At 66.9% G+C, this 15,950-nt stretch carries 13 protein-coding genes; 6 read left to right on the plus strand and 7 right to left on the minus strand.

Translation table 11 applies throughout. The features are described from left to right. Positions 1 to 80: 80 nt before the first annotated feature. On the minus strand, positions 81 to 1,010 hold the full coding sequence (locus E1261_RS34270) for a sugar kinase (protein WP_132413852.1): 930 nt from the start codon (positions 1,008 to 1,010) through the stop codon (positions 81 to 83). 14 nt (positions 1,011 to 1,024) lie between these two features. Further along, entirely contained in the window at positions 1,025 to 1,636 is a 612-nt protein-coding gene (locus tag E1261_RS34275) for a bifunctional 4-hydroxy-2-oxoglutarate aldolase/2-dehydro-3-deoxy-phosphogluconate aldolase (protein ID WP_132413853.1), read from the minus strand. Between the two features lie 122 nt (positions 1,637 to 1,758). On the opposite strand from E1261_RS34275, the gene E1261_RS34280 reads away from it, so the two are divergent. Then, complete coding sequence (locus E1261_RS34280; protein ID WP_132413854.1) at positions 1,759 to 3,561, plus strand: sialidase family protein; 1,803 nt, start codon at positions 1,759 to 1,761, stop codon at positions 3,559 to 3,561. A gap of 2 nt (positions 3,562 to 3,563) precedes the next feature. Here E1261_RS34280 and E1261_RS34285 read toward each other — a convergent pair whose 3' ends face one another. The 4 genes from E1261_RS34285 to E1261_RS34300 are packed head-to-tail and all read right to left on the minus strand — an operon-like array spanning position 3,564 to position 6,899. Then, positions 3,564 to 4,334: a hypothetical protein gene (locus tag E1261_RS34285; protein ID WP_132413855.1), complete on the minus strand. Its 771-nt coding sequence runs from the start codon at positions 4,332 to 4,334 to the stop codon at positions 3,564 to 3,566. Then, entirely contained in the window at positions 4,328 to 5,473 is a 1,146-nt protein-coding gene (dgoD, locus tag E1261_RS34290) for a galactonate dehydratase (RefSeq protein ID WP_132413856.1), read from the minus strand. Before dgoD ends, E1261_RS34285 begins: the two co-directional genes overlap by 7 nt. After that, positions 5,470 to 6,165, minus strand: a complete 696-nt coding sequence (locus tag E1261_RS34295; protein WP_238176600.1) for a FadR/GntR family transcriptional regulator — start codon at positions 6,163 to 6,165, stop codon at positions 5,470 to 5,472. Before E1261_RS34295 ends, dgoD begins: the two co-directional genes overlap by 4 nt. 11 nt (positions 6,166 to 6,176) lie before the next feature. After that, entirely contained in the window at positions 6,177 to 6,899 is a 723-nt protein-coding gene (locus E1261_RS34300; protein ID WP_132413858.1) for an SDR family NAD(P)-dependent oxidoreductase, read from the minus strand. Between the two features lie 221 nt (positions 6,900 to 7,120). On the opposite strand from E1261_RS34300, the gene E1261_RS34305 reads away from it, so the two are divergent. From E1261_RS34305 to E1261_RS34325, 5 genes are read left to right on the plus strand one after another with little or no spacing between them, the layout of a single operon-like run. Then, entirely contained in the window at positions 7,121 to 8,410 is a 1,290-nt protein-coding gene (locus tag E1261_RS34305; RefSeq protein ID WP_132413859.1) for an ABC transporter substrate-binding protein, read from the plus strand. After that, the gene (locus tag E1261_RS34310; protein ID WP_132413860.1) at positions 8,407 to 9,306 is read left to right on the plus strand and encodes a carbohydrate ABC transporter permease; all 900 of its coding nucleotides are present in this window, start codon (positions 8,407 to 8,409) and stop codon (positions 9,304 to 9,306) included. The genes E1261_RS34305 and E1261_RS34310 overlap by 4 nt, the downstream gene beginning before the upstream one ends. Then, positions 9,303 to 10,124 (plus strand): carbohydrate ABC transporter permease, encoded by an 822-nt coding sequence (locus E1261_RS34315; protein ID WP_132413861.1) that lies wholly within the window; start codon positions 9,303 to 9,305, stop codon positions 10,122 to 10,124. Before E1261_RS34310 ends, E1261_RS34315 begins: the two co-directional genes overlap by 4 nt. Beyond that, positions 10,121 to 12,202 (plus strand): alpha-galactosidase, encoded by a 2,082-nt coding sequence (locus E1261_RS34320; RefSeq protein ID WP_132413862.1) that lies wholly within the window; start codon positions 10,121 to 10,123, stop codon positions 12,200 to 12,202. Before E1261_RS34315 ends, E1261_RS34320 begins: the two co-directional genes overlap by 4 nt. A gap of 31 nt (positions 12,203 to 12,233) precedes the next feature. Continuing rightward, the gene (locus E1261_RS34325; RefSeq protein ID WP_132413863.1) at positions 12,234 to 14,333 is read left to right on the plus strand and encodes an NPCBM/NEW2 domain-containing protein; all 2,100 of its coding nucleotides are present in this window, start codon (positions 12,234 to 12,236) and stop codon (positions 14,331 to 14,333) included. Positions 14,334 to 14,649: 316 nt separating this feature from the next. On the opposite strand, the gene E1261_RS34330 is transcribed toward E1261_RS34325, so the two are convergent. After that, a partial coding sequence (locus E1261_RS34330; protein WP_132413864.1) for a family 20 glycosylhydrolase occupies positions 14,650 to 15,950 on the minus strand: 1,301 nt, incomplete at its 5' end.

Below are 15,950 nucleotides of genomic sequence, written 5' to 3' on the forward strand. Positions count from 1 at the left end.
CATCACAAGTGGGTGATCGGGCGCGGCTTGAGCGTGGGCGGCGGGCGCGGGAGCAATTGTGATGGCGTGGGGGTCCGGGGTTAGCGGAGGGCGGTGCCTTGGGTGTGGGTTAGGAGGGTGAGGTCTTGGCGGGTGGGGAGGGATTCCCAGTCGCCGAGGGCGGTGACGCAGAAGGCGCCTGAGGTGGTGGCTCGGGTGAGGCGGTCTTCTCCGGCGAGGTTGTCGAGGGTGGCGGAGAGGTAGCCGGAGACGAAGGCGTCGCCGGCTCCGATGCTGTCGACGACGGTGACGGGGAGGGCTGCGCTGTGCAGGGTTCCGGCTGCGGTGTGGGACCAGGCGCCTTTGCCGCCGGCGGTGACGACGACCTCGGTGGCGGTGGTGAGGAGGTCGGCGATGGGGTCTTCGGCGCTGGTGAGGATGTCGAGTTCGTCGTCGGATGCGAAGACGGTGTGGATGTGGGGGAGGAGTTCGCGGAGAGCGGTGGCTTCCGCACGCGACCAGAGGCGGGCTCGGTAGTTCACGTCCAGCGAAACCTGTACGCCGAACTCCGCAGCAGCCTGTACGACAGCCAGTGTCGCGGCGCGCGCGGTATCGGACAGCGCAGGGGTGATGCCGGTGACGTGGAGCAGTCGCGGCTGAACGTCTTCCAACGCCGCGACGCATTCGGAGGCGGTGAGGGTGGAACCGGCGGAGCCGCGGCGGTGGTAGCTGACGCGCGTGATGTCGTGCGACGGTTGGTCGAAGGCGATGAACCCGGTGAAGTCCGTGTCGGAAAAGCGCATCCGGGACGTGTCGACGGCTTCGGCTCTGAGCGTGCGCTCGATCAGCCGGCCCGGCTCATCGTTGCCCACGGCACCTAACCAGGCAGCGGTGTGACCGAGGCGGGCGAGGCCGATCGCGACGTTGGTCTCGGAGCCGGCGATGGACAGGTGTGCGTCGCCGCCGAGGCGCATGGCGCGGGGCGTGCGCAGGGAGACCATCGTCTCGCCGATCGTGAGCAGGTCGGTCATCGCAGTACTCCGGATCAGATCTCGAGGAAGGCTTTGGCTCGGGCGGTGAGGTCGGCCAACGAGCCGCCGGTGCCGGCGTCGCCTAGTAACGGGGAGCCGACGCCTACTGCTACGGCGCCGGCGGCTAGGTACTCGGGGGCGGACTTTGCGTCGACGCCGCCTACTGCGATGAGCGGGGCGTGGGGGAGAGGTGCGGCCAGTTCGCGGAGGTAGGACGGGCCGTGGACCTTGGCCGGGAAGATTTTGATGGCGGTCGCGCCCAGGTCGAGGGCTGCTACAACCTCGGTCGGGGTGAGGGCGCCGCAGAGCAGGGGCAGGCCGAGGTCGACGGCTCGGTGGGCGCCCCTGGTGATGGCGGGGGTGACGACGAAGGTGGCGCCGGCAGCGGCTACCTCGTCGGCCTGGGCGGGGGTGAGGACGGTGCCGGCGCCGATCAGGATGCTGGGGTTGTGCGCGGCTCGGGCCTGCTGGATGGCCTCGACGGCACCCGGGGTGGTGAGGGAGATCTCGAGCGCGGTGATGCCGGCTTCGACGAGGGTGTCGACGCACGCCAGGGCCCGGTCGGCGGAGTCGGCGCGGATGATTGCGAGGATGGTGCGCTGACGCAGTTCGGCTAACAGGTCCATGGGGACTCCTGAAGACATAGGACGTCTGATGTGCTCTGGTTCCGGGCGCTGAAAGAAGCTAAATTACTGCCTGAGCAACCTGTGAGGTTGTTTACTTTCCGTTCATTTGGAGGCATCCGCCCATGCCCAAACGCCTTCCACTGCTCATCGCGCTCAGTCTGCTCCTGCCGACTGTGCCGATGTACGCCGAGGCCGACAACCAGCCTGCGGCGATCACGCAGACGGTGCTGTTCAACAAGGGGGACGCCGGCTACGGCTGCTACCGCATCCCCGCCATCGTGAAGACCAAGACGGGCGCGCTGCTCGCGTTCGCCGAGGCGCGGCGCACGTATTGCGGCGACTCGCAGGAGATCGACCTGGTCGTGAAGCGGTCGGACGACGACGGCCGGACGTGGTCGGCCGCCGAGACCGTGCTGTCCGGGACGGATGCCGACCCGAACGCGGTCGCCACCCGTGGCAACCCGGTGCCGATTGTCGACCAGGAGACCGGCAAGATCGTGCTGCTGACCACCATGGACCCCGGTACGACGAGTCGCCCGCGGACGCCGTACGTGCAGACGAGCGTCGATGACGGGCACACGTGGAGCAAGGCCACCAACATCGGGGCGCAGATCGACGACCCGACGTGGAGCTGGTACGCGACCGGGCCGATGCACGGTATCCAGTTGACCCGTGGTGCGCACGCCGGCCGGATGGTCGCCGGCACCAACTACGACGTCGACGGCCAAGGTGGGGCCCAGCTCGTCTACAGCGACAACAAGGGCGAGACCTGGCACAAGGGTGCGAACGATCTGCGCACCGACGGTGCAGTGCCGCAGGAGGTCAGCGTCGTCGAGAAGGTCGACGGCGGCATCCTGGCGGTGGCTCGTAACAACTCCGGACCGGACGGCGCGAACCGGATGAGCGCGGTCAGCAACAACGGCGGTCTGACCTACGCGGCGCCGTACAAGACGATCGCCGGCCTGGAGACGCCGGTTGTGCAAACCTCGGTGCAGCGGCTGCGGGCGGTCGACGAAGGCCACAAGTACAACCGGCTCCTGCACGCAGGGCCGGCCGACCCGGCCCGGCGCCGGTACATGACGATCCGGTCGAGTTTCGACGAGGGCGGTACCTGGCAGTCCGCTGCCGAAGGCACCCGAATCACCAGCGACTGGTCCGGGTACTCCGACATGGCGGTCCTCGACACCGGTGAGATCGGCTTGCTGTACGAGGCCGGGACGGTCGACGCGCGGGATCAGATCCGGTTCGCGCGCTTCACCGAGAACGACATCGGTCACCCGGATGCCCCGCTCGGGACGACGACTCCGGACGTGTCCGGGCTGGGTAACCACAGCTACCTGCGCGGCGGTACGACGTCGGTCGCGGGGAAGTTCGGTCAGGCGCGGGACCTTGATGGGACGGATGATGCGATCCAGCTGCCGTTCGCCGAATCGCTGGCGGTCGGTGCCGGTGACTTCACTGCGATGGCGTGGGTCAAGTACAACGCCACGACCGGGAACCACGCGATCATGTGGGGCTACAACATCAACGAGTTCTCGCAGTTCTGGCTGCGGGCCGAGCCGGGGGACAGCCGGATCCGCGGGCTGATCACCACCGGTGGCAAGACCGCGGTGGTGGCAACTACCAAGGCCTACAACGACAATGTGTGGCATCACGTGGCGCTGCAGCGGAAGGGCGCGACGCTGGCGATCTGGGTCGACGGTGCGTCGGTCGCGTCGGTTGCGTCGCCTGCTGGTTCGGTCAGTCCGGGACGGCCGTTCAAGATGTTCGTCGGGCAGCGGATCGACGGCCTCCATCACTTCAACGGCGCGATGGATGAGGTACGGATCTACAAGCGGGCGCTGACGGCGGCCGAGATCGGCAGCATCCGCACGAGCAACAGCACGACGGTGCCGAACGTCGTACTGGATCTCCCGCTCGGCTGACATCACACTGGCCTGGCGGAGATAGTCAGCCGCCAGGCCAGCTCACCAGTCTCCGGTACGACGGCCGCGTCGCCCGGACCGGCTTCGGCCAGATCGAAGACGCGGCCGAGCATCGGTTCGACGCCAAGACTCCGGTACGGCGCCTCGCCCGGAAAGCCGGCCTGGTTGCGCCAGAGCGCGGTGGAGACTGGTTGCCCGGGGCAACTGAGGTGCATGGTGAGCTCGGCGCCGCGGTCGCGAACCGTCATGGTCGGGCAATCGACCAGAACCGCGCCGACCGCCGTACCGTCGGACTCGCCGTAAGTGTCGAGGTCGAGAGCCGGCCAAGAGGTCGCAACCCAAGGTGCGTTCGCGGGCCAACCGCCGAGGAGTGGAGCGGCTTCGGGATAGAGGCGGCATTCGGCTGGTTGGGCGGAGATCGTGGCACCCACTGCGCAGTCCAGCAAGGCATGAGCAGCCCAGATGAACTCATAACCGGGCGGAGCGGTCAGGTGGTAGTCAACCGTGATGCTGTCGGTGCCAGTCGTGAACGCACGCGTGAGAACGGCATTCTCGTAGGTGACCGAGTCGGACCATGGCTGATTCCATAGCCCACCGTGGTCAGGTGTGCCGCGGACAGTCGGGAAGCACTCATCCACTCCGCCGGCATCCGTGAACGCGGCATGCCCAGTCCGAGGCCCGTCGAGCAGCCCGGGTCCGGCCCACAGCCACTCACGATTGGCCAACCACAGCGAGGTCCACCTGCCCCCGTCCACGGCATCTACGGTCACCATTCGGCGAAGGTGCCGTCTTCTTGGGTCCAGAGAGGGTTGCGCCAGGTGTGGCCGAGTTTGTCGGCTTCGCGGACGGCGTTCTCGTCGACGGTGATGCCTAGGCCGGGGAGGGGGTTGTATTCGGCGTGCCCGTTGATCCAGGTGAAGGGGGTGGGGTCCACGACGTACGAGGTGAGGTCGTTGGCCACGTTGTAGTGGATGCCTCGGCTTTGTTCCTGGATGAGGAAGTTGGGGGTGGCGAAGGAGACCTGGAGACTGGCGGCCAGGGAGATCGGGCCTAAGGGACAGTGAGGTGCCAGCATCGCGCCGTGCGTGTCGGCCAGGGAGGCGATGCGGCGGAGTTCGGAGATGCCGCCGGCGTGGGAGACGTCGGGCTGGACTACGGCGATGCCGGCGTTCAGGGGTGCTGCGAACTCGCTGCGGTGGTAGAGGCGCTCGCCCAACGCGAGTGGGACCGTTGAGCTGCTGACGACGTCGGCCAGGTGCAGCATGTGTTCAGGAAGGACAGGCTCCTCGACGAACATCGGCTGCAGGTCTTCGACTGCGTGCAGGATTCGGCGGGCGCCGGCGACGCCGACTCGGCCGTGCAGGTCGATGGCTACGTCTCGGGTGTCACCCAATGCAGAGCGCGCCGCGGACAGTCGCGCGACGATGTCGTTGATCTCGGCAACTGATGGCGACGGTGAGATCCGGCCGCTGCCGTTCATCTTGACAGCGGTCATCCCGGCCGCGACCTGCTCGGCCACCTGATCAGCAACGGCGGACGGCTCGTCGCCGCCGACCCAGGCGTAGACGCGCGCCCGGTCGCGGACCCGACCGCCGAGCAGAGCCGAGACAGGAGCGCCGTACACCTTGCCGGCGATGTCCCACAGTGCGTGGTCGAGCCCGGCGACAGCACTGCTCAGAACAGGTCCACCGCGGTAGAAACCACCCTTGGTGAGGATCTGCCAGTGCCGCTCGATCTGCAGCGGGTCCTGGCCGATCAGGTGCTCCGACAGTACGTCGATCGCCGTACGGACGACTTCGGCGCGACCCTCGACCACTGGCTCGCCCCAGCCGACGACGCCGTCACTGGTCTCGACCCGGCAGAACAACCAGCGCGGCGGAACCAAGAACGTCTCGATGCGTTCAATCTTCATGACCCACGCACCTCGTGCAGGTCTTCGGCGGCCTTGGCCAGCAGTTCGCGCATCGCCTGCTCGGCCGCAACGGGGTCGTGCGCACGGATCGCTTCCAGTACGCGGCGGTGGCTCGGCACCGGGTCGTCTGACGGTTTCACCTTGTGGACAAGGCGGTCTCGGTCGGCCAGCCCGGTCTCCATGATCACTTCCATCTTGGTCAGCAGTTCGTTACCCGTTGCCGCCAGCAACGCTCGGTGGAAGGCGAGGTCGGCGGCCACGGCGGCGAGGTCGTCGGTGGCCGACTCCATCGCCGCCATCGCGAGGTCGAGAGCCTGCAGGTGCGAGTCCTGAGCCCGTACGGCGGCCAATCGTGCCGCCGCCGGTTCGACGATCCCGCGAACTTCGTGCAGCTCCTCCAGCAGCTCCGGGCGCACATCGGAGTCGGAGAAGTGCCAGCGGATCATGTCCGGGTCGAGCAGATTCCAGTCCGTCCGCGGCCGGACGAAGGTGCCGCGCTTCTGCCGCGCGTCGACCAGCCCCTTGGCGGTCAGCACCTTCAGCGCCTCGCGGACCGCGGTCAGGCTGACCCCCAGGTCGGCCTGCAGATCAGGCACGTTGATGGTCGCGCCCTCCGGAATCGTCCCGGACAGGATGCGCTGCGCCATCACCTCCACGATCTGCCCGTGCAGTCCCCGTTGAATTCCCGCCACACTGCTCTCCCTCATGCCGAATCTTTCGCGGCCGACCAGCCGCCGTCGACCACAATGCTTGCGGCGGTGACGTAGGACGCCTCCGCCGACAGCAGGAACGCAACCACCTGTGCCACTTCGTCGGGCTGCCCGAGCCGCCCAGCTGCGGTCGCGCGAGCGCTCCGCTCCAGGTCCTCAGGTCCGTACCGATCCCACGCAGCCGTCTGGATCGGCCCCGGCAACACCGAGTTCACCCGGATCGAACCGCCGTACTCGACCCCGAGCTGCCGAGCGAGCGCCACCAACGCGCCCTTGCTCGCCGCATACGCCGCGTGCCCCGGGATCCCGGCCAACGCGTGCACCGACGACACCAGTACGGCGGACCCCTGGCGCGCGGCGAGGTCGTCGTACAGGGCGCGGAAGCCGAGGAACGCGGCGCTGAGGTTCACGTCGATCTGCCGTTGCCAGGACGACGGTGTCATCTCATGTGCCGGTCGCACCTCGGAGACGTAGGCGTTGCTGACGAATCCGTCGATCGGCCCGAGCTCGTCGCGGCCGCGGCTCACCACCTCCGCCCAGGTATCGGGCGAGGTGACGTCACCGACGACGCTGACCGCCTTGCCGGACACCTCCGGCGACGGGTGGATGTCGACCTGCACCACCGACGCGCCCTCGGTCAGGGCACGCTCGGCACAGGCCGCGCCGATCCCCGACGCGGCCCCGGTCACCACGATCACCCGCCCAGCCAGCCGCACGCGTATGCCTCCTCCGAAGTCACCTCTACCCAAGCACGTGGGTAGGCGTCCTCCAACGATGAACGAGGCATCAGTTGATCGTGGTCGGCTGATCACGTCAAGCTATTTGCTCGTAATTTACGAATTAATATTGACACCTGGGACCGCTCGCCGCAAGATCGTCGGCAACACACCACTCCCTCGACTGGCACGCTGGTCGAGCAGATCTCAGGAGTTCAGGCATGACGGGTCTGGCAGCAGATCGACGTACTTTCCTCAAGGGTCTCGGGGTGCTCGGCGCGGCCGCTCTGGTGCCGGGCTGTGCCACCACGGCACCCAGTCCCGGTAGCGGCGCGAGCAGCGGAGCAACTGGTGAGCTCTCGCTGCAGTCCAACCTGTCGGCCCAGCAGGCCAAGGGCGCGATGGAGAAACTCGTTGCCGCCTACAACAAGACCGGCGGCGCTCAGGTCAAGCTCAACACGGTCGCGTCCGAGATCTACCGCACCCAGCTCCCGACGTACCTCACGTCCGCGAACCCGCCGGATGTCTACACCTGGTACGCCGGATCGGTCGCCGACTCGTATGCGAAGAAGGGCCTGCTGCTCGATGTGTCGAGCGTATGGGAGGGTCTAGGCAACTATCCGAAGGCGATGCAGACGCTGTCGACCAGCAGCAACGGCGAGAAGATCTTCGTGCCGACCAGCTACTACTGGTGGGGCATGTTCTACCGCAAATCGAACTTCGCCAAGTGGGGTGTCACCCCGCCGAAGACCTGGGAAGAGTTCCTCGCAGTCTGCAAGACCATTCAGAGCAAGGGTGTTCCGCCGATCGGTATCGGCCTGGGCGACACCCCATGGGTGGCCTCGGCCTGGTTCGACTACCTGAACATCCGGATCAACGGCGCGCCGTTCCACCGCGACCTGCTGGCCGGCCGCGGCCGCTTCGACGACCCGAAGGTCAAGGCCGTCTTCACCAAGTGGCAGGAAGCACTCCCGTACTTCGACCCGAAGGGCAAGTCGTTCCCCTTCCAAGAAGCGACCTCCGCGCTGCTCGGCGGCAAGACCGGCATGTTCCTGATCGGGACCTTCTTCGCGGACTCCGCCCCGAAGGACGCCCTGGACGACATCGACTTCTTCCAGTTCCCGATCATCGACCCGGCCGTCCCGGTCGCCGAAGAGGCGCCGACCGACGGCTACTTCGCCTCCAAGAAGGCCAAGGATCCCGAAGGCGTGAAGAAGTTCATGACCTGGCTGGCCACCGCCGAGGCGCAGGAGATCTACGTCCAGAGCTCTTCTGGTACGGCGATTCCGGCGAACCCGGACGGCAAGTCCGCGGACACCCCGCTGGTGAAGAAGGGTAAGGCGATGATCGAGGGCGCCGCCGAGCTCACCCAGTTCTTCAACCGTGACTCGAGCGACGCACTGCAGCCCACGGCCGACGCCGCGCTGACCAAGTTCCTCGACAAGCCGGACCAGATCGACAAGATCCTCAAGGACTGGCAAGCCGCTGCTCAGAAGGTCTTCAACGCGTGACTTCCACTGCGGCTTCCACCGTGACGAGGAGACCGTGGAAGGTCTCGCCGCTCATCCTGGTGTTCGTCTTTGTGCCGTTCGTGGTTGAAGCGGTGTGGGTGTTCTGGCCTGCTTTGCAGGGGTTCTGGTTGGCGTTGACGCGGTGGGACGGGTTGTCGGCGCCGACGTTTGTTGGCCTCGGCAACTTCCGGGACATGGTGTCGGACCCGATCTTCCGGACGGCACTGAAGAACACGGCGATCTGGCTGGTGCTGTTCGGTGGACTGAGCGTGGCCGGTGGATTCGGGATGGCGTTGCTGTTGCAGCGGGAACGCCGTGGGGTGGGGATCTACCGGGCCGCTCTGTTCACGCCGGTCGTGTTCTCGCTGGTGGTGACCGCGCTGATCTGGCGCGTGTTCTACCAGCCGGACGGCCTGGTCGACTCGATCCTGCGCGGGGTCGGGCTCGGCGACTTCATCCGGCCTTGGCTGGCTGATCCCGATACCGCCTTGTACGCCGTCATCCTGCCGGCCCTGTGGCGTCAGATCGGCTATGTCATGGTGCTGTACCTGGCCGGGCTGAAGGCTGTCGATCCGGCGCTGTACGAAGCCGCGAAGATGGACCACGCGTCGGCCTGGCAGCGCACGCTGTACGTGACGATCCCGCAGCTGAAGGGCGTCAACGCGGTGGTGCTGTCGGTGATCGTGATCGACTCGCTGCGCTCCTTCGACATCGTGTGGTCGATGACGAAGGGCGGTCCGTACCACTCGTCGGAGCTGCTCAGCACCTATATGTACTCGACTGCATTCCAGTCCACCCAGCTCGGGTATGCGTCCGCGATCGCCGTGGTGATCTTCTTCCTCGCCCTCGCCGTGATCCTCGGCTACCTGATTCGTGCGTTCAAGGAGGAGTCGTGAACCGCCTGAAGACGGTCGGCTACCACGTGTCGATGGGGCTGGTGTCGTTCCTGTGGATCGCGCCGATCCTGTGGGTGATCGTGATCTCGTTCCGGAGCTTCGACGATGTCGCGGCGAACGGGCTCGGCTCGCTGCCGCATTCGTTCACGTTGTCGACGTACAAGCAGGCGTGGGAGGACGCGGACGAGTTCCGGGCGCTGATCAACAGTCTGCTGGTGACGATTCCGGCGGTATTGCTGAGTCTCGGGCTGGCGTCGATGGCGGCGTACGGGCTGGCGCGGTACAACATCCCGTTCCGGCGGACGGTGTTGCTGCTGATGCTGATGGGTAATCTGCTGCCGCCGCAGATCTTGCTGATCCCGATCTCGCGGTTCGTGGAGTTGATCGGGTACTACGACACATTGATCGCGTTGATCGCTGTGCATGTCGGGTTCGGGCTCGGGTTCTACACGTTCGTGCTGCACGGGTTCATGCGGGATCTGCCGCGGGAGATCCAGGAGGCCGCGACGATCGACGGGGCCGGGCCGGGGAAGATCTACGCGAGTGTGATCCTGCCGCTGACCCGGCCGGCGATGGCTGCGCTCGGTGCGCTGTCGTTCACCTGGATCTTCAACGACCTGCTGTGGTCGATCACGGTCATCCGCTCCGGCGAGAAGATGCCGGTGACGCCCGCGTTGCTGGGTCTGCAGGGCCTGTTCGTGTCATCGTGGAATGTCATTGCCGCTGGCACCGTGATCGCTGCCGTCCCCACCGTGGCGGTGTTCCTGCGGTTCCAGAAGCACTTCGTCGGTGGATTGGCGATCGGAGCCGTCAAGTGAAGACCTGGACGTTGCGCGGAGCAACCACCTCGTACGTCGTCGGTGTCGCGGCGCACGGTGCGTGGGCCCAACTCGTTGCCTGGGGCCCGCATGCCGTAGCCGACGGCCCGTCGGTCGTTGCACCGGTCGGAACCGAACACTTCCTCCCGCGAGCCGACGTGGAACCGCTCGAGTACGCCGTGCGGGGGGTCCGGTACGCCGCCCCGGTGGACCTCGTGTTGAGCGGACCGGATGGGGTGGATGAGCTCCGCCCGGTGTTCGTGGAAGCGATCGTGGCGGGGGAAGACGAGGCAGCCCGGTCGACGATGGCCGGGCAGAGCGAGGAACTCCTCGACTCGGAGCTCGGCGCCGGCGGCGGGGCGGCGGGAGCGGGCCTGGAGTTGGTGTTCGCTGATCCGGTTCGGGGTGTGCGGCTATCCCTCCACTACCGGGTTGAGGGGGATGCGGTGGAGCGGTGGGTCGTGGTGAGCAATCGTGGGGCTGACGTGCTCACGTTGCATCGGCATGACTCGGCTGGGTTTACCGTGCCTGCTGGGAACATCGTGAAGTACTTGTGGGGCGAGTGGAACAGCGAGTTCCAGCAGTCGTCCATCGCGTTGGAGCGTGGGCGGTTTTCGGTGGGGAGTGCGCAGGGGATCACGGGGCACTCGTACTCGCCGTACCTGGTGGTCGACGGGGAGGTGGCGTACGGCGTACAGCTTGCTTGGAGTGGGTCGTGGGAGATGACTGCGGAGGCGGACACCACGGGGACCGTGAGGATCCAAGCTGGTCGGGTCTCGTCCAGTCAGGGGCTGCAGTTGCGGCCAGGGGAGACGTGGACGTCGCCGAAGGCGGTGGGGGCGTGTAGCGCTGAGGGTACGGACGGGCTCGCGAGGGTGTTCCACGAGTACGAGCTGGCGCGGTCGCGACGCCGTACGCCGAAGGTGCTGTACAACTCGTGGTTCGCGACCGAGTTCGATATCCGGGCCGACCATCAGCTGGAGTTGGCGCGACGGGCGGCTGGGATCGGCGTCGAGACCTTTGTGGTCGATGACGGGTGGTTCACCGGGCGTGTGGACGATGCCGGCGGGCTGGGCGACTGGGAGGTGGATCCGGTCAAGTTCCCGCAGGGTCTCGACACGTTCATCGCCGATCTCAAGGAGCTCGGGCTCGACTTCGGGCTGTGGGTGGAGCCCGAATCGGTCAACCCGCGATCGCGACTGGCCGCCGAACACCCGGAGTGGATTCTGCGGACCCCCGACCGCGAACCCGTGTTGATTCGCAATCAACTATTGCTCGACTTGAGTCGTGATGACGTGACTGCATTTGTGTGGTCAACACTTGATCAACTGTTGTCAACACATGACATCAGCTATCTCAAGTGGGACGCGAACCGGCCGCGCCTCGACAGCGGCGACCAGCGCCGCGACCTTGACGGCCGAGTGGTCACCAACCTGTACGGCATCCTCGATCGCCTCCGCGTCGAACACCCCGACGTCCTTGTCGAAGGATGCGCCGGCGGCGGCGCCCGCGTCGACCTCGGCATGGCCGCGCGCGTCGACACGCTCTGGCCGAGCGACAACACAGCCCCGCTGGATCGGCTCAGGATCCAGCAGGGCTTCCGCACCGGGTTCGCGCCGCATCTGATGAGCTCCTGGGTGACCGATGCCGAAGGCACCCACGACGGTCGCGAACGTTCCCTCGACTTCCGCTTCCACGTCGCGATGTCCGGCGTACTGGGAATCGGTGCGGATCTGTCCCGCTGGACCGACGAACAGCTCAAGACGGCGACCCGCAACATCGAGCAGTACAAGGACATCCGCGACATCGTTGCGGAGGGCAAGGTCTACGGATTGCAGGGCGGCGTCCAGTACGTCGGTCCGCAGCGGTCCGTGGTGTTTCTGTGGGAGACCGGCGACGGCAACGTGCGCGGCACACTGCCGACCCGGCCACTGAGGGTCCCACTGGCCGGGCTCGACCCGGCGAAGAACTACCGGGTGGGTGACGAGACTCTCCCGGGCAGCTACCTGCTGCAGGTCGGTGTCCTGCTCGACGGCACCGCCGACTCGCACTGCCTGGTCGTCGAGGCACTCGACTGACCCCGTTCCGCTCAACGGCAAAGGAAGACACATGAAGCGACTTTTGGGTGGGGTGATCGCGGCTGCGCTGGTGGCCGCCGCGCTCGCCACCACCACCACGACCGCAGCTGTGGCGGCTCAGGCCACAGCTGCTCAGTCCACAGCTGCTCCGGCCACAACTGCCCCGGTACTCAGCCCGACGCCGTACCAGGGCTGGAACACCTACTACGGTCTCGGCGGCGACTTCACCGAGGACTCGATCAAGTCGGTCGCCGACTCGCTGGTGAGCCGCGGGCTGGCCAAGGCCGGCTACGACATCGTCTGGCTGGACGGCGGTTGGCAGGCCGACCAGTCGCGGAGCGCCGCGGGCGACCTGGTCCCGAACCCGGCGAAGTTCCCGAACGGGTTGAAGCCGCTGGTCGACTACATCCACGGCAAGGGCCTCAAGGCCGGCATCTACACCGACGCCGGTCCGTACATCCCGGGCAAGTGCGGGCTCGGCAGCGGCGGCTACTACCAGCGCGACGCCGACCAGTTCGCTGCGTGGGGATTCGACGCGGTCAAGGTCGACTACCTGTGCGGCATCGCGGCCGACCTCGACCCGAAGACGGTCTTCACCGAGTTCGCCCAGGCGCTGCGGAACAACGCGAGCGGCCGGCCGATGATCTTCAACCTCTGCAACCCGGTGACCTCGCCGGACTGGGGCAACTACCCCGAGTCGCAGCAGTCGATCAACTCGTGGACGTACGCGCCCGGGATCGCGCAGTCGTGGCGGACCTACACCGATGTCGGATTCCAGGGCGACATCAAGTTCAAGGACGTGCTGCGCAACTACGACGCGAACGCGCGGCACCCGGAGGTCGTGAAGCCGGGCGCGTTCAGCGATCCGGACTACCTGGCGCCGGAGCTGGGGATGTCGGATGAGGAGTTCCGTTCCCAGTTGACGCTGTGGGCAGTCGCCGCCGCGCCGCTGGTGATCGGGAGCGACGTGCGGAAGCTGAGCGCAACCACGGTCTCGATGCTGACCGATCCCGACGTACTGGCGATCAACCAGGACAAGGCTGCCGTGCAGGCGGTTCGGGTCGGCGCAGCTGGTACGACGGAAACGTGGGTGAAGCGGCTGGCCGATGGCAGCCGTGCCGTCGTGCTGCTGAACCGTGGGGACAGCGCTCGCACGTTGACGACGACTGCCAAGGCGGTTGGGTTGAGCGGTGCGCGGTTCACGCTGAAGAACGCTTGGACGAACAAGGTCACCGAGAGCGCGGGCACGATCAGTGCGGCCGTACCGGCCCACGGTACGGCGCTCTTCCGGGTCTCGCCGGCCGTTGGTATCCCGGGTGCTTCTCATGTCACGGCCGGGATTCCGCAGGTGACGAAGGTCGGAACGGACGTCCAGCCCGAAGGGGCAGCGCCGGTAGTTGCCGGTGGCGACGAACTGACCGTGCAGGTTGCCGTTCGCAACGACGGTCTGCTGCCGGTGCTGAAGCCGGCCGTGACCCTTGCCGGTGGCACCGGCTGGACGGTGAAGTCGTTGTCGACGGCTCCAATGTTCATTGCCAGTGGCAAGCAAGCGACCTTCGGGTTCACGGTCAAGCTGCCGGCCGATGCCGCGCCTGGTACGGCGAGCTTGACGGCGGCGACGTCGTACGAGGCTGTTGGGTACGGCGTGCAGCGGCTGACGACCTCGTTGTCGCCGGTCGTGGTTGCGCCGCTACCGCCGGACGGAACGGTGACGCTGTCACACCACCAGTGGATCACCGCGACCAGCGGCTGGATGTCACCGGCCATCGACGAGAGCGTCGGTGGTGGCAACCCCATCAAGCTGACCGGGACGACGTACCCGACCGGTATCGGTGTCGCATCACCTTCGCTGGTTCGCTACTACCTGGGTAAGGCGTGCACACGACTGAGCGGGACCGTCGGGATCGACGACGTCGTGGGCAACGTCGGGCCGGACGGTGGCACGGCGACGTTCCAGGTCGTCGGTGACGGCAAGGTGCTGTTCGACAGCGGGGTCGTGGATCGCTTCTCGCCGAAGCCGTTCGACGTCGACCTCACCAACGTCCGCGTCCTCGACCTCGTGGTCGGCGACGCCGGTGACGGCGGCTACAACGACCGCGCCGACTGGGCAGCCCCCACCGCCACCTGCTGATCCCTCACCTTGAGCACCCGTCAACCACTCCTCGCCCCGGCCAATGGTTGATCGGTGCTCAAGGTCGCCCTGCACCCGCACCTTGAGCACCGGTTGATCACTTCCGAGTCACGGAGATGGTTGATCGGTGCTCAAGGTGCCTTCCATCCGCCCGCGCCCCTGGGGGAACTTCGGCGTACGACGTTGTGCACCGCTCGATCGTTTCGGCCGCCGGGATGTGGTTGATGGGTGCTCAAGGCCGGCCCGGCGGGAGGACCTTGAGCACGGGTCAGTCGTCCTGCGGCGCCGCGGCTGGTTGGTGGGGGCTCAAGGTGGGTCAGGGCCAGTCGATTTCGGAGGATTTGAAGTAGGTCCAGCCGCGGCGGTGCCAGGTGGGTGCTTGGGCGGCCAGGTGGGTGGCGTAGGTCGGCCAGGTGGTTGGGGTGGTGTGGGACCAGGCCTTCTCGGCGGCGCCGGGGAGGCGGGGGAGGAGTAGGAACTCGAGGTCGTCGCGACTGGTGACGGTCTCACACCAGATGGCGGCCTCGACGCCGGCGAGCTGGTCGTCAGAGGTGACCCCGGGGGTGTTGGCAACCGGGTCCCAGTCGACGCCATCCTGGATGGTGGCCGGCGGGTACGCGCGAAGGCCGACGCGGGCTCGCGTCTCCTCCTGCTCGGGGTCTGTGGAGGATGCGGCGTGCGGGCGGTCGAAGTACAGGTAGGTGGTGGCGGAGACGAGCAGTTTGCCACCGCGTGCCAGCGCCTTCGGTACGTCGTGCCTCGCCTTTGCCAGGTGGTCGATCAGGAACTCCGGAACCTCGGGGCGCTCGGAGATCGCGTCGATGTCCTGGACGTCCAGCCAGTACTGCGTGAGGTCGGCCTGGTCCACGTCGGCCCGGGCGATCTCCTGCCAGCCGACGACCCGCTTGCCCTTCGCACGGACGAGCTCCGCGGCCCGTCGTACAAACGCTGCGTGGGCCTCGTCGGACATGCCCCACGCTTCGTCACCGCCGATATGCAGGTACGCCGACCGCGGGAACTGCGGAATGACCGCGTCCACGACATCCTCGACGAAGGTCCAGACCTCGGGGTCGGCCGGGTCGAGTGAGTGGAACTCGAGCGTGCCGCCGTTCGGCAAGGGGATGCCGGGGAGCTCGGTGGTGAGTTCGGGGTACGCGCGGGAGACCGCGCCGGTGTGCCCGGGGAAGTCGATCTCCGGAACGAGCGTGACGAACCGCTCCTCGGCGTACCGGTTGAGGTCGGCGAGCTCCAGCGGGGTGTAGTAGCCGCCCGGCCGATCGGCCATCGCACCGAGCGAGCCGAACTTGATCAGCTCGGGGCGTGCCGCGACCTCGAACCGCCAGCCCTGATCGTCGGTGAGGTGCAGGTGCAGGACGTTGAGCTTGTACAGCGCGCACATGTCGATCACCCGCCGTACCGTCTCCGGCGGATGGAACGTCCGCACCACATCGAACGAAAGCCCGCGCCACGCAAACCGCGGCCCGTCGACGATGCGCTGACACGGGATGTCCGCACCGTGTACGGCGATCAACTGGCGGAGCGTGGTGAGCCCGCGGAACACCCCTTCCGTCGTCGCACCCCACACCCGGATCCCCGCAGCCGTCACCTCCACCCCAT

The sequence above is a fragment of the Kribbella albertanoniae genome, assembly GCF_004348455.1.
Taxonomy (GTDB): Bacteria; Actinomycetota; Actinomycetes; order Propionibacteriales; family Kribbellaceae; genus Kribbella; species Kribbella albertanoniae.